Source organism: Streptomyces sp. SID14478 (assembly GCF_010548525.1).
In the GTDB taxonomy this organism is placed as follows: Bacteria; Actinomycetota; Actinomycetes; order Streptomycetales; family Streptomycetaceae; genus Streptomyces.
The window spans coordinates 1-23,323 of the sequence record NZ_JAAGMG010001227.1; the positions used below are offsets into that span (position 1 = coordinate 1).

At 70.6% G+C, this 23,323-nt stretch carries 22 protein-coding genes and 1 riboswitch; of the genes, 3 read left to right on the forward strand and 19 right to left on the reverse strand.

Annotated features, from left to right (window positions below):
* A partial coding sequence (locus G3I40_RS39380; protein WP_164559618.1) for an MBL fold metallo-hydrolase occupies positions 1–1,053 on the reverse strand: 1,053 nt, incomplete at its 3' end.
* Positions 1,054–1,369: 316 nt separating this feature from the next.
* Between G3I40_RS39380 and G3I40_RS39385 the strand changes: the two genes are divergently transcribed.
* Both G3I40_RS39385 and G3I40_RS39390 read left to right on the forward strand, forming a co-directional pair.
* Positions 1,370–2,566, forward strand: a complete 1,197-nt coding sequence (locus G3I40_RS39385; RefSeq protein WP_164559619.1) for a Glu/Leu/Phe/Val dehydrogenase dimerization domain-containing protein — start codon at positions 1,370–1,372, stop codon at positions 2,564–2,566.
* A 196-nt stretch (positions 2,567–2,762) separates the two neighbouring features.
* Complete coding sequence (locus G3I40_RS39390; RefSeq protein ID WP_164559620.1) at positions 2,763–3,383, forward strand: TetR/AcrR family transcriptional regulator; 621 nt, start codon at positions 2,763–2,765, stop codon at positions 3,381–3,383.
* Between the two features lie 124 nt (positions 3,384–3,507).
* Here the strand turns inward: G3I40_RS39390 and G3I40_RS39395 are convergent, their stop codons facing one another.
* Positions 3,508–4,326 carry an SGNH/GDSL hydrolase family protein gene (locus tag G3I40_RS39395; RefSeq protein ID WP_343245162.1) on the reverse strand — a complete coding sequence of 273 codons (819 nt, stop codon included), beginning with the start codon at positions 4,324–4,326 and terminating at the stop codon, positions 3,508–3,510.
* Positions 4,327–4,455: 129 nt separating this feature from the next.
* Positions 4,456–5,202 carry a LysM peptidoglycan-binding domain-containing M23 family metallopeptidase gene (locus G3I40_RS39400; protein ID WP_164559621.1) on the reverse strand — a complete coding sequence of 249 codons (747 nt, stop codon included), beginning with the start codon at positions 5,200–5,202 and terminating at the stop codon, positions 4,456–4,458.
* Between the two features lie 5 nt (positions 5,203–5,207).
* A riboswitch (cyclic di-AMP (ydaO/yuaA leader) is annotated at positions 5,208–5,378 on the reverse strand.
* Positions 5,379–5,757: 379 nt separating this feature from the next.
* Between G3I40_RS39400 and G3I40_RS39405 the strand changes: the two genes are divergently transcribed.
* Positions 5,758–6,555 carry a tyrosine-protein phosphatase gene (locus G3I40_RS39405; protein WP_164559622.1) on the forward strand — a complete coding sequence of 266 codons (798 nt, stop codon included), beginning with the start codon at positions 5,758–5,760 and terminating at the stop codon, positions 6,553–6,555.
* Positions 6,556–6,560: 5 nt separating this feature from the next.
* Here G3I40_RS39405 and G3I40_RS47725 read toward each other — a convergent pair whose 3' ends face one another.
* The 16 genes from G3I40_RS47725 to G3I40_RS39480 form a co-directional block, all read right to left on the reverse strand.
* The gene (locus G3I40_RS47725) at positions 6,561–6,692 is read right to left on the reverse strand and encodes a DUF6126 family protein (protein ID WP_239092209.1); all 132 of its coding nucleotides are present in this window, start codon (positions 6,690–6,692) and stop codon (positions 6,561–6,563) included.
* Position 6,693: 1 nt separating this feature from the next.
* On the reverse strand, positions 6,694–7,320 hold the full coding sequence (locus G3I40_RS39410; protein WP_164559623.1) for an XRE family transcriptional regulator: 627 nt from the start codon (positions 7,318–7,320) through the stop codon (positions 6,694–6,696).
* A 61-nt stretch (positions 7,321–7,381) separates the two neighbouring features.
* Complete coding sequence (locus G3I40_RS39415) at positions 7,382–8,767, reverse strand: aspartate aminotransferase family protein (RefSeq protein WP_164559624.1); 1,386 nt, start codon at positions 8,765–8,767, stop codon at positions 7,382–7,384.
* On the reverse strand, positions 8,764–10,650 hold the full coding sequence (dxs, locus tag G3I40_RS39420) for a 1-deoxy-D-xylulose-5-phosphate synthase (RefSeq protein WP_164559625.1): 1,887 nt from the start codon (positions 10,648–10,650) through the stop codon (positions 8,764–8,766). Before dxs ends, G3I40_RS39415 begins: the two co-directional genes overlap by 4 nt.
* Positions 10,651–10,683: 33 nt before the next feature.
* Positions 10,684–11,850, reverse strand: coding sequence for a flavodoxin-dependent (E)-4-hydroxy-3-methylbut-2-enyl-diphosphate synthase (gene ispG, locus G3I40_RS39425; RefSeq protein WP_164559626.1), 1,167 nt, complete (start codon positions 11,848–11,850; stop codon positions 10,684–10,686).
* Between the two features lie 7 nt (positions 11,851–11,857).
* Positions 11,858–12,880, reverse strand: coding sequence for an adenosyl-hopene transferase HpnH (gene hpnH, locus G3I40_RS39430; protein WP_164559627.1), 1,023 nt, complete (start codon positions 12,878–12,880; stop codon positions 11,858–11,860).
* Between the two features lie 6 nt (positions 12,881–12,886).
* Positions 12,887–13,546: a 1-hydroxy-2-methyl-2-butenyl 4-diphosphate reductase gene (locus G3I40_RS39435; protein ID WP_164559628.1), complete on the reverse strand. Its 660-nt coding sequence runs from the start codon at positions 13,544–13,546 to the stop codon at positions 12,887–12,889.
* Positions 13,546–15,555, reverse strand: coding sequence for a squalene--hopene cyclase (gene shc, locus G3I40_RS39440; protein ID WP_164559629.1), 2,010 nt, complete (start codon positions 15,553–15,555; stop codon positions 13,546–13,548). The genes G3I40_RS39435 and shc overlap by 1 nt, the downstream gene beginning before the upstream one ends.
* Positions 15,556–15,658: 103 nt before the next feature.
* Positions 15,659–16,717, reverse strand: a complete 1,059-nt coding sequence (locus G3I40_RS39445; protein WP_343245163.1) for a polyprenyl synthetase family protein — start codon at positions 16,715–16,717, stop codon at positions 15,659–15,661.
* 62 nt (positions 16,718–16,779) lie between these two features.
* A complete protein-coding gene (hpnE, locus tag G3I40_RS39450) occupies positions 16,780–18,213 on the reverse strand; it encodes a hydroxysqualene dehydroxylase HpnE (protein WP_164559631.1) in 1,434 nt (477 codons plus the stop codon).
* Positions 18,210–18,380: a hypothetical protein gene (locus G3I40_RS39455; RefSeq protein WP_164559632.1), complete on the reverse strand. Its 171-nt coding sequence runs from the start codon at positions 18,378–18,380 to the stop codon at positions 18,210–18,212. The genes hpnE and G3I40_RS39455 overlap by 4 nt, the downstream gene beginning before the upstream one ends.
* Complete coding sequence (hpnD, locus tag G3I40_RS39460) at positions 18,380–19,330, reverse strand: presqualene diphosphate synthase HpnD (protein WP_164559633.1); 951 nt, start codon at positions 19,328–19,330, stop codon at positions 18,380–18,382. The genes G3I40_RS39455 and hpnD overlap by 1 nt, the downstream gene beginning before the upstream one ends.
* Positions 19,327–20,238: a squalene synthase HpnC gene (gene hpnC, locus G3I40_RS39465; RefSeq protein WP_343245164.1), complete on the reverse strand. Its 912-nt coding sequence runs from the start codon at positions 20,236–20,238 to the stop codon at positions 19,327–19,329. Before hpnC ends, hpnD begins: the two co-directional genes overlap by 4 nt.
* Positions 20,239–20,655: 417 nt before the next feature.
* Positions 20,656–21,441, reverse strand: coding sequence for an ABC transporter ATP-binding protein (locus G3I40_RS39470; RefSeq protein WP_164559634.1), 786 nt, complete (start codon positions 21,439–21,441; stop codon positions 20,656–20,658).
* Positions 21,434–22,363 carry an ABC transporter permease gene (locus G3I40_RS39475; RefSeq protein WP_164559635.1) on the reverse strand — a complete coding sequence of 310 codons (930 nt, stop codon included), beginning with the start codon at positions 22,361–22,363 and terminating at the stop codon, positions 21,434–21,436. Before G3I40_RS39475 ends, G3I40_RS39470 begins: the two co-directional genes overlap by 8 nt.
* Positions 22,364–22,457: 94 nt before the next feature.
* Complete coding sequence (locus G3I40_RS39480) at positions 22,458–23,303, reverse strand: glycosyltransferase family 2 protein (RefSeq protein ID WP_164559643.1); 846 nt, start codon at positions 23,301–23,303, stop codon at positions 22,458–22,460.
* Positions 23,304–23,323 lie beyond the last annotated feature (20 nt).

The following is a 23,323-nucleotide window of genomic DNA, read 5'->3' on the forward strand; positions in this document are numbered from 1 at the left end:
GGACGGTTCGAACGGCTGGCCAGGGACCGGCAGCGCGACGCGGGCGGCGGCCCTGCGCGCGGCGGCAGCCGTCCCCTCACCGGGATCGCTCCACGCGTGCGGCGCCAGATTGAACGTCGCCCAGTGGATCGGGAGCATCGGCCCGGACACGGCAGTGCCCTGGAGGTCCAGGTGGGCGCGCATGCCCTCTTCGGGGGTCATGTGGATGTCGGGCCAGAACTCGGAGTAGGCGCCGATCTGGATCATCGTCACGTCGAAGGGGCCGTGTTCGGCACCGATGTCCTTGAAGCCCTCGAAGTAGCCGGTGTCACCACTGTGGTAAACGCGGTGCTCGGGCCCGGCGGCCACCCACGACGCCCACAGTGTGTGCTGCGGGTTGCGCAGGCCGCGACCGCAGAAGTGGCGGGCGGGCGTCGCCGTCAGGGTGACCCCGGCGACCTCCGTCGACTCGTGCCAGTCCAGCTCACGCAGGCGGCCGGACGGGACACCCCAGTGCTCCAGGTGCGCGCCGACGCCGAGCGGCACCGCGAAGACGGCGTCCGTCGTCGCGAGCTCCTTGATCGTGGGCATGTCGAGATGGTCGTAGTGGTCGTGCGAGATGACCACCACGTCGACCGGGCCGAGCGCGGCGAGGGGCAGGGGCGTGGGGTGCAGCCGCTTGGGCCCGGCGAAGCCGAAGGGGGAGCAGCGCTCGCCCCACACCGGGTCGAACAGCACCCGGACGCCGTCGATCTCCGCGAGCACGCTGGAGTGCCCCATCCAGGTGATGCGCAGCCCGCTCGCGGGCGGCTTCGCCAGGTCGGCGAGGGTCGTGGCATGCACCGGCACGGTCCCGGTGGGAGCACGCAGCGCGCGCTCCTCCTTACGGAAATAGATCTTCGCGAACTCGAGCATGGAGCCGTCGGGCCGGATGCGCGCCCCCTCCGGGTTGCGGAACTGCCCGTCGGCGAAGTTCGGCGACGTGCGGATCCGCTCCAGGCGCGCGCCGGTGGCCTCGGCGCCGAAGGCGGCGGGCTGCAGCGAGCGCAGGCCGGAACTCAGGGAACGAGACACAGCGCCTCCCGTTTGATCGATCAGGGACTTCCATTATGTGCCGCCCCACTGACAGTGCGCCGCCCGGACCCTGACATTCCCATGGACCCAACTGATCCACTGTTCAGTAACCACGTGATTGACAGGGGTCCCACCCCTCCAGATACTGACTGACGATTCAGTAAAAGTGTCTGGAGGCACCGTGTCGGGACCGCCCGCCGGACTGGTCCCGCCCACCCCTGTCGCGCCGCGTCACGAGCGGGGCGCCGGGTACGCGGCGGACGCCCACGCGCGCGTGACGGGCACCCGCCCCGATCACCGTTCCCGAGGAGCTCTCATGACCGCCCCCACTCCCCCCGCCGGGCCGCTGATCCAGGTGACGTGGACCGACCATGTCACCGGCAGCACCGGCTACTTGGTGGTGGACCGCCTGGTGCGCGGCGTCTCCAGTGGGGGCCTGCGCATGCGCCGCGGCTGCACCCTCGCCGAGGTCGCGGGGCTCGCGCGCGGCATGACCATGAAGGAGGCCCTGCACTACGACCCGCAAGGCCGGTACATCCCGCTCGGGGGCGCCAAGGGCGGCATCGACTGCGACCCGCGGTCCCCTCAGGCGTACGGCGTCCTGGTGCGCTACCTGAAGGCCATGCGCCCGCACATCGAGTCCTTCTGGACGACGGGCGAGGACCTGGGCCTGACCCAGGACCTGGTCGACGAGGCGGCCGCAGAAGCGGGCCTCGTCTCCTCGATCCAGGCCGTGTATCCGCTGCTCGACGACGAGACGGCGGCCCGTGAGCGGCTCGCGGCCGCGTTCGCCCTGAAGGTCGACGGGATCGGACTCGACGAACTCGTGGGCGGCTGCGGTGTCGCCGAGTCCGTGCTCGCGACGCTCGACCGCGCCGGGCTCCCGTACGCGGGCACCCGTGTCGCACTCCAGGGCATGGGCACGATGGGCGGCGCCACGGCGCGCTTCCTCGCCCGGGCGGGCCTGAAGGTCGTCGCGGTCGCCGACCTCAAGGGCACGATCGCGCACCCCGATGGACTCGACGTGGAGTCGCTGCTCGCCGCCCGCGACACGTACGGCGCGGTGGACCGTGCGGCGCTGCGCCCCGAGGACCGTGAACTGCCGGGCGACGCCTGGCTGTCGGTCGACGCCGAGGTGCTCGTACCGGCCGCCGTGTCGTACGCGATCGACGCCGTGAACCAGGAACGGATCACGGCCCGTTGGATCGTGGAGGCCGCCAACATGCCGGTCCTCACCGACGCGGAGGCACTCCTCGCGCAGCGCGGCATCACGGTCCTGCCGGACGTCGTCGTCAACTCCGGGACGAACGCGTGGTGGTGGTGGACCCTGTTCGGCGACATCGGCGCGGACGCGGACGAGGCGTTCGCCCACACGCGGCGCGCCATGCGTGCCCTGATCGGCCGGATGCTGGCCCGCGCGGAGGCCGACGGCACGACCCCGCGGGCGGCCGCGCACGCCTTGGTCGCCGACCGGCTGCCCGTCATCGCGGAGCGCTTCGGGTGGTACAGGTGACCTGCCCGCGCCACCGGACCGGCGGCGCCGTGCGACCGGGTGACCGCCGCCGTGGCGTCGGGCCACCGGCTCGGCTCGGTCGCGACCGGAGCGACCGATTCTGAACTGCCCAGCCAGTCAGTCAGCAAGAACGCACGATGCGGCCGCGTGAGCGCCCGCGAGCCGTGGTGGGCACGACAACAACTAGGGTGGCCGCGTGGCTAGAGTCCGGTTGAGCGTGGCCGAGCGGCGCGAAGAACTGCTGCGCGCCGCCATCGAGCAGATCGAGGTGCGGGGGGTCGCCGCCGTGCGCATCGCCGACGTGGCGTCGGCGCTCGGCGTGAGCAACGCGCTGGTGCTGTACCACTTCTCGACGAAGGAGAAGCTCGTCGCGGCCGCGTTCACGTACGCGGCCGAGGACGATCTCGCCCGACTGCGCAAGCTGCTCGGCCGGCGCACCACGGCACTCAAGCGGCTGCGTGCGGCGGTGCGCTGGTACGCGCCGACGGGCCAGGCCAAGGGCTGGCGGCTGTGGATCGAGGGCTGGGCGGCGTCCCTGCGCGAGCCCGCGCTGCGCGACGTCACCCGCGACCTGGACAAGCAGTGGAAGGCGGCGCTCACCGAGGTCGTGGCGCAGGGCGTCGCGGCGGGCGAGTTCCGCTGCCCGGACCCGGCGGCGACGGCACTGCGCCTCACCGCACTGCTCGACGGCCTCGCCGTGCAGATGACGGCGTACGAGGGCGCGCTGTCCCGGGCGCGCATGCAGGAGTGGGTGGACGAGGCGCTGGCCCGCGAACTGGGCCTGGAGCGCACGGAGTTGACGGCGGCGAGCCGCTAGCATCCACCGCCGGTCCACCGGTCGGTCGGCCCGGTGCGTGCACCGCCGTCCCGCTCACCCGACTCCGCCCCGCCACTCCGGTCACCTCACCGGCGCGGGGAACCGCCGCGGGGCAGGCTCCCGCTCAGGAGGCGGACTCCAGATGTGCCTTGATCGTGTGCGGGTCGAGGAACCCCTTGGCCTCCACCCGGTCGCCCGAGGACTCGCCGCGCAGTCGCCGCCCGATCCACGGCACCAGGAACTCCCGCGCCCAGTGGATGTCGTCGCGCCGCACCTCGAACGTGCCGCGCGGCGGGAGGGCCGGCCAGAGCTGCTCGGGGTCGGCGGGCACCTCGACGCCGAGCGCCTGGGCCGCGCGCAGGGCGACCCGGGTGTGCCCCTCGGCGGACAGGTGGAGCCGGTCCTCGTCCCAGGCCCGGCGGTCCTGGATGGACCGCAGCGACCACAGGTCGAGCATCGCGCAGCCGTGCCGGTCCGCGATCGCCCGTACGTGCATGTTGTACGTGGCGATCTTGCCGCGCAGATGCTTGAGGACGGCCACGTCACGGGTGTCGAAGCCGGTGGCGACCAGGACGGTCCCGGCGGCGCCGGTGAGGCGCACCACGGCCTTCTCGAAGCGTTCGGCGACGTCGTCGGGGTCGGTGCCGGGGCGGATGATGTCGTTGCCGCCGGCGACGAGGCTCACCAGGTCGGGGGCGAGCTCGACGGCCCGCGGGACCTGGTCCGCGACGATCTGGTCGAGGAGCTTGCCGCGCACGGCGAGGTTCGCGTACTGGAAGGTGTCCTCGGGGACGCGGTCGTCCAGGAGGACGGCGAGCCGGTCGGCCCACCCGACGAAATGCCCGTCGGGCCCGCGGTCCCCGACGCCTTCGGTGAAGCTGTCCCCCACCGCCGCGTAGGACCGAATCGTGCCGCCGCTGAGTGATCTCGATTCGTTTGCCACGACCACACATCTTTCACCCTCGGCTGTGACCTACGCGACCGTAGGCAGGGGTTGACGGGTGGTGACAAAACCCACTCGGCCCCCGGGGAATATCCCCGGGGGCCGAGCACATCGCGCGGGGCCGGCGGGTCAGACCTGGACGCCGTGCTCGCGCAGGTACGCCAGCGGGTCGAGGTCGGAGCCGTAGCTCGGGGACGTACGGATCTCGAAGTGCAGGTGCGGTCCGGTGACGTTCCCGGTCGCGCCGGACAGGCCGATCTGCTGGCCCGCGGTCACGTGCTGCCCGGCGGAGACGCCGAGCGAGGACATGTGGGCGTACTGGGAGTACTTGCCGTCGGCGTGCTGGATGACGACCTCGTTGCCGTACGCGCCGTCCAGGCCGGCCGAGACGACGGTGCCCGCGCCGACGGCCTTGATGGCGGTGCCCGTGGGCACGACGAAGTCGGTGCCGGTGTGGTAGCCGCTGGACCACATCGCGCCGTTCTGGTGGTACGGCGTGCCGATGGCGCCGTCGACGGGCTTCTCGTAGCCGGTGGTGTTCGTGGCGCTCGCCGTGGTGGCCGTGGAGCCGCTCGCGGCCGCGCCGTCGAGCGTGAGCTTCATGCCCGGCTTGATGACGGCGGCGTCGGAACCGATGGCGCTCTTGTTGGCTTCGTACAGCTTCTTCCACCCGCCGTCGACGTGCTGCGCCGTGGCGATCTTGGCGAGCGTGTCACCGGCCTTGACCGTGTAGGTCGTCGACGCGGCGGGGGCCGCGTGGGCGCCGGTGGCGCCGAGGAGCGGCAGGGCGAGGGCGGCTCCGCCGGCCGAGGCGAGGGCGGCGGCGCGGGTGATGCGCTGGGACTTCGGACGGCGGTGCATTCCCTTGGCGGGCATGGCGGATTTCCTCTCCGTCGCCTGCGAGGTGAGCTGTCGGGTTCGGGCTGGAGTTGCCCGGCCGCGCCCGGGGTACGGACACGACTTCACCCCGAGCCGCATGGGGAATTCCCTCGGCGGCGTTCTGCCTGTGGGTCCCCCGCTCCTGCCGTCACGGGTCGTGGTGAGGAATCCGGGCGGCGGCAGGACTAGGCGTTCCGTCCGGAGTGAATCGTGACCGTAAGGCAGTCGGAATGGCGGCGACAAGCGGCGAAATCACCCGGACCTCCGCTTTCTTGATCGTCCGAGGGTTTTCTGTGTCACCGTGCGTCGATGGTCGTGCTTTACCCGCGCCATACCTAAAGGAATTCCCGGCAGGGGAAAACGCGGCGACCGCCACGGAACGTCACGGATATGAGCCTGCTCACGCAGCGGCACACAATCCCCTTAGCATCATGGACAGTTGGTAATTAATGGGGCAGAACGGACAGATGGTTGCCTCTGGATCCCGTGTCGTATCGTCAGGAACGCGCCCGCCGACGAGCAACGCCGGCGAACCGACCGGGAGGAGCCCCCGTGACGCAGCACGCCCCGTCCACCGAGCCCGAACTGACCGGAGTGCGCAACTTCCGTGACGTGGGCGGCCTTCCGACCGTGGACGGCCGGCGCGTACGCCCGGGCGTGCTCTACCGCAGCGGCCACCTCGCCCACGCCACCGCCGAGGACGCGGCGTTCCTCGCCGGGCTCGGCCTGCACACCGTCTTCGACTTCCGCAATGCCGCGGACCAGCGCCTGGAAGGCGCCGACATCGAGCTGCCCGGCGTGCGCAACGTGAACCTGCCGCTGACCGACCCGGCCGACGGCGCCGAGTTCTGGCAGATGGTCCGCGACGGCGACATAGCGCAGCTGCGCTCCCTGCTCTCCGAGGGCCGCGCCGCCGACCGCATGATCACCTCGTACCGCTCGATCATCACCGAGCGCACCGCCGAGCACAGCAAGGTGCTGCACGCCCTCGCCGAGGACAGCGTGCCGGCCCTGATGCACTGTGCGGCGGGCAAGGACCGCGCGGGACTGTCGATCGCGGTGACGCTGCTCGCGGTCGGCGTGGAGCGCGACGCCATCGAGACGGACTACCTGGAGTCGAACGCGAAGCACCGCCGCTACAAGGTGCGCCGCAGCGGCACCTCGGACGACGCCTACTCCCCCGAGGTCATGGAACTGCTCAGCCCCCTCTTCGACGCCCGCGCCGCGTACCTGCACGCGGCCTTCGAGACGATCGAGCAGACCTGGGGCAGCACCGACCGCTACCTCGAGGAGGGCCTCGCGCTCACCGCGGCCGAGCGCGACCGGCTGCGCGAGCGCCTGCTCGACTGATCGGGCTACTTGCCGCCGCCCAGGGTGAACAGCAGATAGACGAACGCGGCGAAGGCGTGTCCCGCGAAGACGTACACGAGGACCCGCACCCAGATGCCGCGGGGCAGCTTGTCCTCGATGTCCTGGCGTTCACTCATGTCAGACCTCCCGGATCGAATCCGCCGAGGGGCCGAGGCACAGCGCGGCGCCCGGGCTCTGCAGCAGGGTGTGGACGAAGAGGAGCTCGGCCCCGCCCGGGTCCGCGGCAGCGATCCGGTGCGGGGTGAGCGAGTCGAAGTGCGCGCTGTCGCCGGGGTCGAGCCGGTAGGAGGTGTCCCCGAGGCGCAGCCGCAGCCGCCCTTCGAGGACGTACAGCCACTCCTCCCCGGAGTGCACGCGCACGATGTCGCCCTGCGAGCCGTGCGGTACGTGGACGCGCAGCGCCTGCATACCGCGGGCGGGGGCACCGGCCTGGAAGTACGTCCAGCCGCCGGCCTCGGTCGCCTCCATGTCCCGGGCGCGGATGACGGCGTCGCGGTCGGCGGGGGTCTCGCCGAGCAGTTCGGAGACCGTCGTACCGTAGATGCGGGCGAGGGCGAGCAGCATCGGCAGCGACGGCTGGCGCTGACCGGTCTCCAGGCGGGACAGATGCGCCGGCGACAGGCCGGCGGAGCGGGCGGCGACCTCGAGTGTGAGGGCGGCGCGGCGCCGCAGGGAGCGCAGCTGGGGCGCGACGGTGGGCAGCTCCGGGGGCTCCGGAACCTCCTCGGGGAGGGCAGGGCTCATACCGGAGATTCAGCCAGAGCCCTGCCCGGGAGGCAATTTTTTTGCCCCAGAGGCAAACGGTTCAGCGGTTGGCGACCGCCTGCTTGATGAGGGTCTTGCTGAAGTCCCACATCAGTCCGCCCCCGCTGTGCGCGTCGTCCATCACGGCGGTGAACGCCTCCACGAACCGCTCGACGTCATTCTCGTCCACCACGAGGGGTGGAATCAGCTTGATGACTTCGAGGTGGTCGCCGGAGACCTGCGTGAGGATCCGGTGCTTCTGCAGCAGCGGCACGACGACCATCTGCGCGAACAGGCCCTTGCGCGCCGCCTGCAGCATGGTCCAACGGCTGCGCAGCTTCAGGGACTTGGGCCGGCCGAACTCGATGCCGATCATCAGGCCGCGCCCGCGGATGTCGCTGAGCAGCTCGTAGCGGTCGACGAGCGCGGTGAGCCGGGACGCCAGCAGGTCGCCCATGGCGCGGGCGTTCGCGACGATCTGCTCGTCCTCCATGACGGACAGCACGGCGAGTCCGGCGGCCATGGCCTGTGCGTTGGCACCGAAGCTCGCCGAGTGCACGAGGACGCGGTCCATGGACGAGTAGACCTTCTTGAAGATCCAGTCCTTGCCGAGCGTCGCCCCGACCGGCACGTACCCGCCGGACAGCGACTTCGCCACGCACACGAGGTCCGGCTCCACACCGTCCTCGTGCTGGTACGCGTAGAAGTCACCGGTGCGGCCGAGCCCGGTCTGCACCTCGTCGGCGATGAGCAACGCCTTGTGCTGGTGCAGGAGTTCCTGTGCGGCCCGCAGATAGCCGGGCGGCGCCTCGTGCACGCCCTTGCCCTGGATCGGCTCGACGATGAACCCCGCGACGTCGCCCTTCCTCAACTCCTTCGCCAGCGCGTCGAGATCGCCGAGGGGCAGCGCCGTGTCGGGCAGCAGTGGCGCGAACCCGTCGCGGAAGCCGTCCTCGCCGTTGACCGACAGCGAGCCCGTGGTCAGGCCGTGGAAGGCGTGCGCGCAGTACAGGATGCGCGGCTTGCCGGTGGCGTAGCGCGCGAACTTCAGCGCGGTCTCCACGGCCTCGGTCCCGCTGTTGCCGAAGAACACCCGGTCCAGGTGCGGGCTGTGCGCGATCAGTTTCTCGGCGAGCAGACCCGGCAGCGGCTGGCAGTCGAACCGGGTGAGGTCCGCGAGGGAGGCGTCGAGGACGTCGTGCAGCGCCTTGCGGACGACGGGGTGGTGACGCCCCAGCCCCATGACACCGAAACCGGCCAGCATGTCCAGGTAGTCGTTGCCGTCCGCGTCCCAGAAGTGCGCACCCTCGGCCCGCTCGTACACCTTGTCGAAACCGATGGTGTGGAGCATCTTCGGCAGCTGGTGGTTGAGGTACTTGGAGTGCAGCTCGTACCGTTCGGCGCCGCGCTCGGCCAGCAGCGTACCGAGGTCGAACTCCTTGCTCATACGTCGTTCTCCTTGGCTTTCAATGACAGGCTGGTGCCGATCCGGCCCGCGATCTCGACGGGGGTCAGCCCGATGTCGGCCAGCACCTCGCCCCGTTTGGCGTGCGCCAGGAACTGCTCGGGAATCCCGAACCGCCGCACCGGTACATCGACCTCGGCCTCGCCGAGGGCCAGCGCGACCGCCGAACCGACGCCCGCGGCGCGGGAGTTGTCCTCGACGACGGCGACGAGTTCGTGGGCGGCGGCCAGCGGCGCGAGGTCCGGGTCCACCGGCTTGACCCAACGGGGGTCCACGACCGTGCAGTTGATGCCGCGCTCCTCCAGCAGTGCGGCGGTCTGCAGGCACACGGGCGCCATGACGCCGACGGACACGAGCAGCACCCGCGGCCCGTTCGACCGGTGCAGTACGTCGATGCCGCCGACCCGGTCCAGCGCCGGGATCGGCGCTCCCACGGACTCCTTGGGAAAGCGCAGCATGGTCGGTGCGTCGTCCACGGCGACGGCTTCGCGCAACTGCGCGCGCAGTTGGTCGGCGTCGCGGGGCGCGGCGATCCTGAGGCCGGGCACGACCTGCAGCACCGACATGTCCCACATGCCGTTGTGCGAGGCCCCGTCGACCCCGGTGACGCCGGCCCTGTCGAGCACGAACGTCACCCCGCAGCGGTGGAGCGCCACGTCCATGAGGAGCTGGTCGAAGGCCCGGTTGAGGAAGGTCGCGTAGACGGCGACCACGGGATGCAGCCCGCCCGTCGCCAGCCCGGCGGCCGACACGGCGGCGTGCTGTTCGGCGATCCCGACGTCCCACACCCGCTCCGGGAACCGCTCGGCGAACTTGGTCAGCCCCACCGGATGCAGCATGGCGGCGGTGATGGCGACGACGTCCTCCCGCTCCCGTCCGATCGCCGCGATCTCGTCGCCGAACACCGACGTCCAGGACGGTCCGTTGGACGGGGCCAGCGGTTCGCAGGTCAGCGGGTCCATCACGCCCACGGTGTGGAAGCGGTCGGCCTCGTCGGCGAGCGCGGGCTCGTAGCCGCGGCCCTTCTCGGTCAGGCAGTGCACGAGCACCGGCCCGTGGAAGCGCTTCGCCCGTCGCAGCGCGGACTCCACGGCCCCCACGTCGTGCCCGTCGATCGGCCCCACGTACTTCAGGCCCAGGTCCTCGAACATGCCCTGCGGCGCGAACGCGTCCTTGAAGCCCTTCTTGGCGCCGTGCAGGGACTCGTACACCGTGTGCCCGACCACGGGTGTGCGCAGCAGGACGTCCTTGCCCCAGGCCAGCACCTTCTCGTAGCTGTCGGTGGTCCTGAGGGTCGCCAGGTGGTTGGCGAGGCCCCCGATGGTCGGTGCGTAGGACCGCTCGTTGTCGTTCACGACGATGATGAGCGGACGGTCCTTGGCCGCCGCGATGTTGTTCAGCGCCTCCCAGGCCATCCCGCCGGTGAGCGCCCCGTCGCCGATGACGGCGACCACGTGCCCGCGCTCCCCCTGCACCTGCCGCGCCTTGGCGAGGCCGTCGGCCCAACCGAGCGCGGTGGAGGCGTGGCTGTTCTCCACGATGTCGTGCTCGGACTCGTCCCGCGAGGGGTAGCCGGACAGGCCGCCCTTGCTGCGCAGCTTGGAGAAGTCCTGACGCCCTGTCAAAAGCTTGTGCACATAGCTCTGGTGGCCGGTGTCCCAGACAATCCGGTCGACCGGCGACTCGAAGACCCGGTGCAGCGCGAGGGAGAGCTCCACCACGCCCAGGTTGGGTCCGAGGTGGCCGCCGGTCCTCGCGACCGCGTGGATCAGGAACTCCCTGATCTCCGCGGCCAGTTCGTCGAGCTCCTCCTCGCTCAGCGCCTTCAGGTCGCGCGGCCCCCGGATGGTTTCCAGAATCGTCACGCTCGAGCCCCCTTCCCGTCCGTCCTCAAGAACTCAGCTCACGGTGACGTCGGGCTGTCCCGACGCGACGCCGTCCTTCTCCATCTGCTCGGCGATCTTCATCGCCTCCTCGATGAGCGTCTCCACGATCTTCGACTCGGCCACGGTCTTGACGACCTCGCCCTTCACGAAGATCTGCCCCTTACCGTTGCCCGACGCAACACCGAGATCGGCCTCGCGCGCCTCTCCGGGGCCGTTCACCACGCACCCCATGACGGCCACCCGCAGCGGCACCTCCATGCCGTCGAGCCCGGCGCTCACCTCGTCGGCCAGCTTGTACACGTCGACCTGGGCCCGTCCGCACGAGGGGCACGACACGATCTCCAGGCGCCGCTGCCTGAGCCCGAGCGACTCCAGGATCTGGATGCCGACCTTCACCTCCTCGACGGGCGGCGCGGACAGCGAGACGCGGATGGTGTCCCCGATGCCCTCGCTGAGCAGCGCCCCGAAGGCGACGGCGGACTTGATGGTGCCCTGGAAAGCGGGACCCGCCTCCGTCACCCCGAGGTGCAACGGATAGTCGGACGCGGCGGCGAGCTGCCGGTAGGCGTTGACCATCACCACGGGGTCGTTGTGCTTGACCGAGATCTTGATGTCCCGGAAGCCGTGCTCCTCGAAGAGCGACGCCTCCCACAGCGCCGACTCGACGAGCGCTTCCGGCGTCGCCCTGCCGTACTTCTGCAGCAGCCGCGGGTCCAGCGAGCCGGCGTTCACACCGATGCGGATCGGCGTCCCCGCGTCGGACGCGGCCCGCGCGATCTGCTTGACCTGGTCGTCGAACTTCTTGATGTTGCCCGGGTTCACGCGCACTGCCGCGCACCCGGCGTCGATGGCCGCGAACACGTACTTCGGCTGGAAGTGGATGTCCGCGATGACAGGGATCTGCGACTTCCTGGCGATGGTCGCCAGTGCGTCCGCGTCGTCCTGCGTGGGGCACGCCACCCGCACGATCTGGCAGCCGGAGGCCGTCAGTTCGGCGATCTGCTGCAGCGTGGCCCCGATGTCCGAGGTCCGCGTCGTCGTCATCGACTGCACGGACACCGGCGCGGCGCCCCCCACGGCCACCGGTCCGACCTGGATCCGACGGCTCACTCGCCGTTCGGCCAAGGGTCGGACCGGTACCTCGGGGAGGCCCAGTGAGACGGGCTCTCCGGAATTCATGGGGTGGTCACCCACGATTCCCGGCGACGGTCTCGGTCATCGCCCGCAGGGACTCCTTGAGGGAGCCCATGGTGGCGAGGACCGCGGTCGGCTCGTAACCGCAGTGCGCCATGCAGTTGGCGCAGCGCGGGTCCTTGCCGCGGCCGTACGCGTCCCAGTCGGTCTTCTCGATGAGCTCCTTGTACGTCGGCACGTATCCGTCGCTCATCAGGTAGCAGGGCTTCTGCCAGCCGAAGAGCGAGTAGTTCGGAATGGCCCACGCGGTGCACGGGAAGTCGACCTTGCCCTCGAGGAAGTCGAGGAACAGGGGCGAGTGGTTGAGCCGCCAGCGCCGCCGGTTGCCGCCCGCGAAGGCCTTCTTGAACAGTTCGCGGGTCTGGGTGACACCGAGGAAGTGCTCCTGGTCGGGAGCCTTCTCGTAGGCGTACGCGGGCGAGATCATCATCTCGTCGACCGCGAGGTCGTCGTTGAGGTAGTTGAGCACCTCGATGATGTTCTGCGGGGTGTCCGTGTTGAAGAAGGTCGAGTTCGTCGTGACCCGGAAGCCGCGCCGCTTGGCCTCCTTGATCGCCTCGATCGCCTCGTCGAAGACGCCTTCCTTGGCGACGGACTCGTCGTGGCGCTCGCGCATCCCGTCGATGTGCACGGTGAACGCGAAGAACGGCGACGGCGTGAACTTGTCCATCTTCTTGCGCAGCAGCATCGCGTTGGTGCAGAGGAAGACGTACTTCTTCTTCGCCACCAACTGCCGCACGATCTCATCGATCTGAGGGTGCATCAGCGGCTCGCCGCCGGCGATCGACACCATCGGCGCACCGGACTCCAGTACGGCGCCGACGGCCTGTGCGACGGGCATGCGCTGCTTGAGCACACCGGCCGGGTGCTGGATCTTTCCGCAGCCTTCGCACTTCAGGTTGCAGGCAAAAAGCGGCTCCAGTTCGACAATGAGCGGAAACTTCTCCCGCCTGCGGATCTTCTGTTCAGCGAGATACGTCGCAACCTTGATGGACTGACGAAGCGGCATGACCATCTGGGCTCACCTCCGAGGGAGCAGCAAAGAACGGTGCCATTCGAAAAATGCGGGAAGGACGGCACGAAGGACGCGGAAAGCCGATAGTCCACCGCGGACAGTGCCGATCCTGACGAGTTCATGCTCCGGAGCGTCCACGACCACCCGGACGGCCGCAACCGGGCGTTCCCCGGCCGCTGCCGCCGTGCGCAGCGTCGCGGCGGACTCCATGTCGACCGCGATCGCGCCCGTGGCGAGCAGGTCGCCCCGCTCGTGACCGCGTACGACGTGATCGGAGCCGGTGAGCGGACCCGTGTGCACGGTCCGTCCGGGTACGGCCCTGACCAGTTCCTCGACGAGGAGTTCCGTGCCCACGCACGGCGTACGGCCGTGGGCGTCACGGGTCTCCTCGGCCACGACCAGGTCACCGGGGTGCATACCGGGCGCGAGCCCGGCGCAGAAGCCGGTGGCGACCACGGCGGCGTCGCGCAGCGCGGCGTCGCCGAGGGCGCGGGTCATGGCGCGTTCGGCGGCCCTGGGTCCCATGCCGGTACGCAGCACGGTCACCGGGGCCCTGGCGCCTGCCCGGCCGCCGGTGCGCAGGGCGAGGTTCTCGATGCCCAGCGCGCACGCGACGAGCAGCCGCGGGTTCTCCGACGGGCGCGGGGCCGCCGGGTTCTCGGTCATCAGCTCCCCTTGACCGGGGCGTCGGCCCGGTCGGTGAAGGGCTCGCCGTGGACGTACCGGCCGAGCGCGGTGAGCGGGAAGACCTGGCGGTACAGGTGGTAGTTGATGGAGAAGTCCCAGGGGAAGCCGGTGCCGGTGAAGTACGGCTCGTCCCAGGTGCCGTCCTCGGTCTGGGTCTCGGCGAGGAACCGGATGCCGCGCTCGACGGCCTTGGACTCCCGCTCCCCCGCCGCGAGCAGCGCCAGCAGCGCCCAGGCGGTCTGCGAGGCCGTGGAGGTGCCGCGGCCCTTCCAGTCCTCGTAGCGGTACGAGCGCAGGTCCTCGCCCCAGCCGCCGTCGTCGTTCTGCACCGATTCGAGCCAGCTGACGGCGCGGCGGATCGCGGGGTGCGACGTGGGCAGTCCGGCGGCGGTGAGCGCGGGCACCACCGACCCTGTTCCGTATACGTAGTTGACGCCCCAGCGGCCGAACCAGGCGCCGTTCGCCTCCTGTTCGGCGAGCAACCACTCGATGCCGCGGCGGGTGCGCGGATCGTGCGACTTCCCCTCGATGGCGAGCATCTCGACGACGTGGCCGGTGACGTCCGCGGACGGCGGGTCGATGACCTCGCCGAAGTCGCAGAACGGCAGCCGGTTGGGGAACGGGCTGGTGTTGTCGACGTCGAAGGCGCCCCACGCCCCGTTCTTCGACTGCATCCCGAGGTTCCAGCGCACCCCGCGCTCGATGGATCTCTCCAGGCGCGCCCGGTCCGGGTGCCGGACCCGGCGCAGCGCGAGCACCACCTCGGCGGTGTCGTCGATGTCGGGGTAGTTGTCGTTGTGGAACTCGAACGCCCAGCCGCCGGGCTCCAGTCGGGGCTTGGAAACCGACCAGTCGCCGGGCCGGTCGATCTGCTCGTCCATCATCCAGGTCGCGGCCTTGACGAGGCTCGGGTGGTCGCCGGGCAGTCCGGCGTCGGCGAGCGCGATGGTGGCGAGGCAGGTGTCCCACACCGGGGACTGGCAGGCCTCGATCATCCGGGCCCCGTCCTCGCGCCACACCGCGAACCGGTCCAGGGACGCCAACCCGGCCTTCAGGACGGGGTGTTCGAGGTCGTAGCCGAGCAGGTGCAGGGCGATGACGGAGTAGACGGCCGGGGGCTGGATGCCGCCCCAGCACCCGTCGTTCTCCTGGCGTTCGATGATCCAGCGGGCGGCCGCGTTCATCGCGGACGTGCGCAGCCGCTTGAGGGCGACCTTCTGATAGCCATGCATGATCTTGTCGAGCCGCTGGAAGGCCCCGTCCCAACTCGCCACCGGGGCAAGGGGCTTGGCAGGGTTCGGGTTCCTGGCATCGGTGTGCAGCTCGTCCAGCGGGAACGGCGCGGGCCGTACCGGACGCTTCGCGGACACGACGGTGAGCGGCACGATGGTCTGCCGCGCCCAGCATCCGAAGTCGTAGATGTTGAGCGGCATCCACTTCGGGAAGTAGATGAGCTCGGGCGGGAGTTCGGGGAGGTCGTCCCACTTCCACCAGCCGAACAGGGCCAGCCAGATCCGGGTGAAGACGCGGCTTGCGGCGATCCCGCCGCGCTCGCGCACCCACGCGGAGGCCTTGGCCATGTGCGGGTCGTCCGGGGCGTCGCCGGCCAGCCGCAGGGCGACGTACGCCTCGATGGTCGTGGAGAGTTCGCCCGGTCCGCCGTAGAACGTGGCCCAGGTGCCGTCCTCACGCTGCTGTCCACGGATGAAGAGGGCGGCGGCGTCGGTGGTGGCCTTGTCGCTGATGCCGAGGAACTGGCGCAGCAACAGGTCCTCGGCGTCCATCGTCACGTTCGTGTCGAGGTCGCCCTTCCACCAGCCCTGGGCGTCCTGCCGGGCAAGCAGGAAGTCCGTGGCGCGCTGTATGGCTCGGCCTGCGGCGCTGTCCGTTCCCGGCGCCTCGGGGGGTGTTTCGGTCGTAGGGGCAGTGGTGGCCGAGGTCGCCTCGGGAGTTACGGCTCCGGTGCTTCCGTCGGTCGTCGCTGTCATGGCTATCCCTTCGTGCAGTGCTTCTTCTCTGCTGGGTAACCGTCGGCCGATGCCCTGGCTAGGCACCGGCCGGCGACTGCGAGTCATATGCGGCCGATAGTGATCATCTCTTTCGTACGACGACGAAGTCGGCGAGCGCCGCGAACTGGGCGCGCACCTGGTCTGACATCTGGACGGAGTCCAGGGCTTCGAGGGCGACCGTGTGCTGGCGCCGGGCCTCCTCCGCGGTCCACTCGCGCCCGCCGGCCTCCTCGATGAGGGCGGCACGTGCGGCGAACTCCGCCTCGGTGAAGGTGTCGAAGTCGTTGTTCTTGGCGTCCGCGGCGAGGAGTTCGCCGAGCTGTTCGGAGGCCGGGCCGCCCGCGGCGAGCGCGGCGACGACGGGCAGCGACTTCTTGCGCTGGCGCAGGTCGCTCCAGGTCTGCTTGCCGGTCGACTCCGGATCGCCCCAGATGCCGAGCAGGTCGTCGACCGCCTGGAAGGCGAGGCCCAGGTGGTAGCCGTACTTCTCCAGGGCGTCCGCGGTGGCGTCGTCGGCGCCGCCGAGGACCGCGCCGATGGAGGAGGCACAGGCCAGCAGGGCGCCGGTCTTGTTGCCCTCCATCTCCAGGCACTCCACGACGCTGACGCGCTCGCGGTGCTCGTAGGAGATGTCCTGTGCCTGACCGTCGATCAGGGCGCGGGTGGCGGTGGTCAGGCGGCGCGTGGCCCGGCCCGCGTCGACGGTGGCGAGCTCGAGGAGCATCTCGTTGGCGAGGGCGAACAGGGCGTCGCCGACGAGGATGGCCTGTGCCGGGCCGTGCACCTTCCACACGGTGTCGCGGTGCCGGCGCTGCTCGTCGCCGTCCATCAGGTCGTCGTGCAGCAGCGAGAAGTTGTGCACCAGCTCGACCGCGACGGCGCCGGGTACGCCGACCTCGGGCGCGGCGCCCGCGGCCTGCGCCGAGAGCACGGCGAGCGCCGGGCGCACGGCCTTGCCGCCGTCCCCGTCGGACGGGTTGCCCTCGGCGTCGATCCAGCCGAAGTGGTAGGCGGCGACGGTGTTCATGGGCGGCGCAAGGCGATCCACGGCCTTCTTGAGCACCGGGGTCGCCAGGGTTCGGCCGCGCTCGAGCAGCGCGGTCACGTCCACCGCGTCGGCAGCCGTTTCGGCCGAGGGCACAGGTGGCACAGTCTCTCCTTGATTAACCGATGTCGGCGTTGCCGCCGAAGGTGTTTCGATGCTCACGCCGCCTCCCGGAACAGATGGCCGCGCGGGCGGCCGAGTGCGGCGAGCGCGGCGTCCGCGGCGCTGGTACCGCTGCGCACTGCGCTTTCCATGGTCGCGGGCCACCCGGTGGCGGTCCACGCGCCGGCCAGGTAGAGGCCGGGTGCATTCGTGCGGGCCGTGGGCCGCAGGGCGCCGACGCCGGGGGTCGGCGCGAAGGTCGCCGTCCGCTCCCGGGTGACGAAGAAGTCGTGCACCTTCGCCCCGCGCGCGGCGGGCAACAGCCGCTCCAGCTCCGGGAGGTAGCGCGCGCGCAGCGCGGCGACGGGCTCGTCGATCTCGTCCTGGGCGGCCGACTGGGACACGGCGAGGTACTGGCCCTCGGTCAGCCCGGAGGCGTCCGTGCGGTCGAAGACCCACTGCACCGGGGAGCCGAGGGCCGTGAAGAACGGCTGCTTGAGCACCTTGCGGTCGTAGACGACGTGCAGGTTCAGGATCGGCGCGGTGCCGATGTCGAGCAGTCGGCCGGCGTCGTCGAGCGCGCCCTCGGGCAGCAGGTCGTGCGTCTCGCGCTGCGGCACGGCGAGCACGACGGTGTCGGGGGTGAGGACCTGGCCGGAAGTGTCCGGGCCCTCGGGAACCTCGACGCGCCAACGCCCGTTCTCCATACGGGAGATGGAGGTGACGCGTGTACGGAGTTCGATGCGTACGCCCGCGGAGTCGAGCGCCTTGCGGGCGAGGGTGTCGTGCAGTTCACCGAGGGGTACGTGGGCCCAGCCGATGTCGGCGGCGCCCGGCTCGGACAGCAGCCCGGTCTTGAACACCATGGCGGCAAGGCCCAGCGAGGACTCGCCCGCGACGGCGTTCAGGGTCGCGACGCCGACCAGGTCCCACAGCGCCTCGATGGCCCGCTGCGACTGACCGTGCTCCGCGAGCCAGGAGCCGAAGTCACGCGCGTCGAGCGCCGGATCGGCGGGGTCGAGGCCCTTGAGGGCGAGCGCGGCACGTCCGACGTTGGCGCGTTCGGCCAGCGACAGGTGCGGGTAGGTGGCCAGGCTCTTCGCCAGGTGCAGGGGTACGGGCAGTGCGGTGCGCCGCAGTCGGCCGAGCCGGTTCCTGTCCGCGTCGAGGACCGGCACGTCGAGACGTTCCTGCAGGGGCGCGAGCGACGTGGCGTCGATGCGGTCCAGGAACCAGCGGTAGGCGGTGCAGCAACGCAGGTACACGTGCTGGCCGTTGTCGACGGTGAGGTCGCCGCGCTTGAAGGAGAAGGCGAGGCCGCCGAGCCGGGGCCGTCCCTCGAGCAGCGTGACGTCCATGCCGCCGTCGGCGAGCGCGAGCGCCGCGGTGATCCCGGCCAGTCCGCCGCCGACCACCACTGCGGCGGGCCGCTCCCGGGACGCGGCCGCGTCCTCGTCGGCCGCCTCCGGTGCCGTCCTGGCGGTGCTCATGCGCCTTCTCCCTCGCTGCTGCCGATGGTGCGTACGGCCAGCGTGCGGTGTGGTGCGACGGAAGTGACGAACGCGCGGCCGGTCGTTGCCTGCAGGGACGCCGCGTCACCCCGGAGGGTTGCGCGCCGCTTGGGGGCGGCGCCGGCAGAGAGCACCACGATGACCATCAGGCGCGCCTCCTGAGGGTGGATCTGGAGACGGTGCGGGCATCGAGACCGGACAGGCCGCGCACGGCCACGTACGCCTTCTCGCGTCCGGGCAGCGAGACGCGGCCGCGCAGCACGGCCTCCGGCTCCCGCTCGATGCGGTCCAGCAGCCGCCGGTAGATCCCCGCCATGGCGGCGACGCAGGCGCCGGAGCGCCGGTCGAGCAGGGGCAGGAGCCGGTATCCCTCGGCGAACAGGGCGCGGGCCCGCCGCACTTCGAAGTGGACGAGGCCGTCGAAGTCGGAGCCGGCGGGCGGCACGGGGCCGTCGAAGCCGGCCGAGCAGCCGAACTTGGCGAGGTCGTCGGAGGGCAGGTAGGTACGCCCGTCGGCGGCGTCCTCGCGTACGTCGCGAAGGATGTTGGTCAGTTGGAGCGCAAGCCCGAGCGTGTCGGCGTACTCGGGCGCGCGCTCGGCGCCGCGCGCCCCCGGTTCGGTCCCGAACACGCCCAGGGAGACCCGCCCGATGGCGCCCGCGACGCACCGGCAGTACACCTTCAGGTCGTCCCAGGTCTCGTAGGTCTCGCCGCGCAGGTCCATCAGCACGCCGTCGATCAGCTCGTCGAGCCCGCCGAGCGGGATCGGGAACCGGTCCGCGGCGTGCGCGAGCGCGACAGCCACCGGATCGGTGTCGTCCACCTCGACCTTGCCCTCACGGACCCGGTCGAGCAGCGCCCGGGTCTCGCCGAGCCGGTGCGCCTTCACGTCGGGCGCCAGGGTGCCGTCGGCGATGTCGTCGACGCGGCGCGAGAACGCGTACACCGCCGACATGGCGCGCCGCTTGGCGGCCGGCAGCAGCCGGATGCCGTAGGCGAAGTTCCGGGCCTGCTGCCCGGTGACGGTCTCGCAGTAGCTGTATGCGGCGAGCACCGGTGCCGACACCTGCTGGTCAGATTCCACGGCCTTGCTCACCCCTCTCCTCGCAGCGTCGCTCCCACCTCGCGCAGCAGCTGGAGCTTGGTGGGTTTGGGCGGTCCCGGAAGGACGTCGTACTTGACGGCGGTGATCGCGTGGACCGCCGCCTTCCCCCCTGCCACGAACCCGGCCAGCAGCAGCTTCAGCCTGCCGTGGACGCTACCCACGAGGGGGGTGCCTTCATTCAGGAGACGGAGGGCGCGTTCCGCTTCGAACGCGACCAGGGCGCGCACCGATGCGCCTGCGGTCGGTGCGGCGAGATCCGACTCCTGGACGTGGAACTGTTTCATGTCCTCGGCGGGGAGGTAGATGCGGTCGCGCCCCAGGTCCTCGGCGACGTCCTGGAGGTGCTCGACGATCTGCAGTGCCGTGCACACCGCGTCCGAGAGCCGGATGCGCTCGGGGGTCGCGGTGCCGGTGATCTGCAGGACGAGCCGGCCGACCGGGTTGGCGGACAGCTCGCAGTAGGCGAGCAGGTCGTCGTAGGTCTCATAACGCGTGACCAGCTGGTCCTGGCGGTTCGCCGCGATCAGGCCGGTGAAGGGCTCGCGGCTGAGCGAACGGCGCCGGACGGTCGGCTGGAGGGCGCGCAGCAGGGGGTGGCGGGGCGTCGAGTCGAAGACCCGGTGCAGGTCGGCCTCGAACGCGTCCAACATCGCCAGGCGGTCGTCGGCCCGTTCGGGTGAGACGCCGAGGAAACGGGCGTCCGCGCCGCCCGGGGCGAGGTCTCCGTCGCCGATGTCGTCGACCAGGCGCGCGTACCCGTACACGGCCATCAGGTCGTCGCGCCAGGCGCGCGGCAGGAAGAAGGGGGCCACCGGGAAGTTCTCGTCGGCGGCTTTGTCGAGGGTGGCGCTTTCCGGGCCCTTGGCGGGCTCCGGGCGCACGCGGGAGGTAGCGCTCACCGGGTGCGGTCCGCTTCCGGAACGACGGCGAAAGCCTCGTGGACCTGGAGAGTTTCCGTAGCCATTGCCGTCACGTCTCCCGTTCTACACTGCGGACTCAATACATCCTATTTCGGACACGCCGCCCGGCCGTCCGCGCGGTCGGCCCTCCCCCACCGGGCCGGGGCATCGCGCATTATCGCCCCACTTGCAGCGATTCAGCGCCGGTACAGCTTACGTTGTACAACGGTGGTCGCCACGGCGGGGTGTTCTGCACATCACAACAACACACCGATTGGCGCCAAGATTCCTTGAGGGCAAGGAAGTTGACCCACCCTTGACCTTGATCGTCAATTAGATGGCAAGTACAGGCATATCAGAGGCCCCACCACGAGAAGTGGGGTGGGGCCTCGTATGACGCGCGTGCGAGCCGGGCGGTTACTTGCCCGTGAACTTCTCGTACTCCTTCAGTACCTCGGCCGTCGGACCGTCCATACGCAGTTCCCCACGCTCCAGCCACAGGACACGGTCGCAGGTGTCGCGGATGGACTTGTTGTTGTGGCTCACCAGGAAGACCGTGCCGGCCTCCTTGCGCAGCTCACGGATGCGGGCCTCGGAACGCTTCTGGAACTTGCGGTCGCCGGTGGCCAGCGCCTCGTCGATCATCAGGACGTCATGGTCCTTCGCGGCGGCGATGGAGAAGCGCAGGCGCGCCGCCATGCCGGAGGAGTACGTCCGCATCGGGAGCGTGATGAAGTCGCCCTTCTCGTTGATGCCCGAGAAGTCGACGATGCTCTGGTAGCGCTCCTTGATCTCCTCGCGGGACATGCCCATCGCGAGACCGCCGAGGATGACGTTGCGCTCGCCCGTCAGGTCGTTCATCAGGGCCGCGTTCACACCGAGCAGCGAGGGCTGGCCGTCGGTGTAGACCTTGCCCTTCTCCGCGGGCAGCAGGCCAGCGATGGCGCGCAGCAGCGTCGACTTGCCGGAGCCGTTCGAGCCGATGAGGCCGATGGCCTCGCCGCGGTAGGAGGTGAAGGAGACGCCGCGCACGGCGTGCACCTTGCGCACCCCGCGCTCCTCGCCGCGCCTGAGTATGCGGCTCAGCGCCGAGGTGGCACTGCCCTTGCCGGTCTTTGCGCCGTTGACGCGGTACACGATGTGCAGGTCGTCGGCGATGACCGTCGGGATGCGGGCGTCGGAGGTCTTGTCGAGATCAGCCACGGCCGTACCGCTCCTCTGACTTCCAGAAGTAGATGAAGCCGCCGACGGCGACGAGCACGGCCCAGCCGAGCGCGACCGCCCAGACGTGGTGCGGCAGGTTGCCCCGGTCGTAGCCGTCGATCAGCGCGAAGCGCATCAGGTCCATGTAGACGGCCGCCGGGTTCCATTGCAGGACGTCCGCGATCCAGCCCGGCTTGCCCTTGAGCATGATCGGGATGGAGAACATGACGCCGGACGCGTACATCCACGTCCGCATGACGAACGGCATCAACTGCGCGAGGTCCGGGGTCTTCGAACCGGCGCGCGCCATGATCAGCGCGAGGCCCATGTTGAAGAGGCACTGCAGGACGAGCGCCGGGATGATCAGCAGCCACGAGGGACTCGGATAGCTGCCGAAGGCGCACGCGACGATGAACAGCACGATCATCGAGAACAGCAGCTGCTGGAGCTGCTGGAGCGCGAACGAGATCGGCAGCGAGGCCCGCGGGAAGTGCAGGGCGCGCACCAGACCCAGGTTGCCGGAGATGGCCCGCACGCCCGCCATCACCGAGGACTGGGTGAAGGTGAAGACGAAGACACCCGTCACCAGGAACGGGATGTAGACCTCCTTGCCCATGCCCCGGTCGGCGCCGAGGATCAGGCCGAAGATCAAGTAGTAGACGAGCGCGTTCAGGAGCGGGGTCGCCACCTGCCAGACCTGGCCGAGCTTGGCCTGGCTGTACTGGGCGGTCAGCTTCGCCTGGGAGAAGGCGACGATGAAGTGGCGCCGGCCCCACAGCTGGCTCACGTACTCGAACAGTCCGGGACGGGCTCCGCTGACGGACAAGCCGTACTTGGCGGCGAGCTCGGTCGCGGGGAGCCCGTCGTCGGGGGACGGCGCTGCGGTCACCGCGACCGGGCCGTCATGCGTTGTCTCACTCACAAGGGGAACTTTCGTCTTCAATGCGCAGCCTGATCGGGCATAGGCGGGAGCCAGGGACCGGGGTGCGGCCCGAATGCTCTCAGACTCGAGCTTGTCAGATGACAGGAGGTCGGCCCAGTCGGGTCAAGCGCCACACCGTACGCCACTTCATGGGCCGCCTGGGGCCGCACGGGCTGGTCCAGCCCTCCTTGAAGCCGCCGAGCCAGGCCTTCAGGGCCGGGCCCGAGGGGCGACGGGCCAGGGTGAGCAGCAGCCAGACGCCGAGGTAGACGGGGACCAGCGGCGCGGGCAGGTTGCGACGGGCGAGCCAGACCCGGTTGCGGGCCACCATGCGGTGGTAGACGGCGTGCCGGGACGGGGCCGTGGTCGGGTGGTGCAGCACCATGTCGGCGCGGTAGTCGATCATCCAGCCCGCGTCCAGGGCCCGCCAGGCGAGGTCGGTCTCCTCGTGGGCGTAGAAGAACGCCTCGGGCAGGGCGCCGACCTCGGCGAGCACCTGCGTGCGGACGGCGTTGGCGCCGCCGAGGAAGGTCGTCACGCGCGAGGAGTGCAGCGGGTCGGAGGCGCGCAGCCGCGGGACGTGCCGGCGCTGGGTCTCGCCGGTGTCCGGGTCCGCGATGCGGAAGCTGACGATGCCGAGCTCGGGATCGGCGGCGAAGGCCTCGCGGCACAGCGCCGCCGTGTCGGTCAGCGGCAGCAGGCCGTCGTCGTCGAGGAACATCAGGATGTCGACGTCCGAGCCGGAGGGCCCGAACGCCTCGATGCCCACGTTGCGTCCGCCGGGGATGCCGAGGTTCTCCGGCAGTTCGACGGTGCGTACGCCCGCGGGGACGTCCGGGACCGGGGAGCCGTTGCCGACCACGACCACCTCGACCGGGGCGCCGTCCTGCTTGGCGACCGAGTCGAGGAGGGCGCGCAGCTCGGCCGGGCGGTTGCCCATGGTGATGACCACCGCGCCGA

What these genes read in the sequence shown, in the direction of transcription:
- G3I40_RS39385 (WP_164559619.1), top strand. Translation starts at nt 1,370, where the DNA reads ATGACCGCCCCCACTCCCCCCGCCGGGCCGCTGATCCAGGTGACGTGG.
- G3I40_RS39400 (WP_164559621.1), bottom strand. Translation starts at nt 5,202, where the DNA reads ATGCCCGCCAAGGGAATGCACCGCCGTCCGAAGTCCCAGCGCATCACC.
- G3I40_RS47725 (WP_239092209.1), bottom strand. Translation starts at nt 6,692, where the DNA reads ATGAGTGAACGCCAGGACATCGAGGACAAGCTGCCCCGCGGCATCTGG.
- G3I40_RS39410 (WP_164559623.1), bottom strand. Translation starts at nt 7,320, where the DNA reads ATGAGCCCTGCCCTCCCCGAGGAGGTTCCGGAGCCCCCGGAGCTGCCC.
- G3I40_RS39415 (WP_164559624.1), bottom strand. Translation starts at nt 8,767, where the DNA reads ATGAGCAAGGAGTTCGACCTCGGTACGCTGCTGGCCGAGCGCGGCGCC.
- ispG (WP_164559626.1), bottom strand. Translation starts at nt 11,850, where the DNA reads ATGAATTCCGGAGAGCCCGTCTCACTGGGCCTCCCCGAGGTACCGGTC.
- hpnH (WP_164559627.1), bottom strand. Translation starts at nt 12,880, where the DNA reads ATGGTCATGCCGCTTCGTCAGTCCATCAAGGTTGCGACGTATCTCGCT.
- G3I40_RS39435 (WP_164559628.1), bottom strand. Translation starts at nt 13,546, where the DNA reads ATGACCGAGAACCCGGCGGCCCCGCGCCCGTCGGAGAACCCGCGGCTG.
- shc (WP_164559629.1), bottom strand. Translation starts at nt 15,555, where the DNA reads ATGACAGCGACGACCGACGGAAGCACCGGAGCCGTAACTCCCGAGGCG.
- hpnE (WP_164559631.1), bottom strand. Translation starts at nt 18,213, where the DNA reads ATGAGCACCGCCAGGACGGCACCGGAGGCGGCCGACGAGGACGCGGCC.
- G3I40_RS39455 (WP_164559632.1), bottom strand. Translation starts at nt 18,380, where the DNA reads ATGGTCATCGTGGTGCTCTCTGCCGGCGCCGCCCCCAAGCGGCGCGCA.
- G3I40_RS39480 (WP_164559643.1), bottom strand. Translation starts at nt 23,303, where the DNA reads ATGGGCAACCGCCCGGCCGAGCTGCGCGCCCTCCTCGACTCGGTCGCC.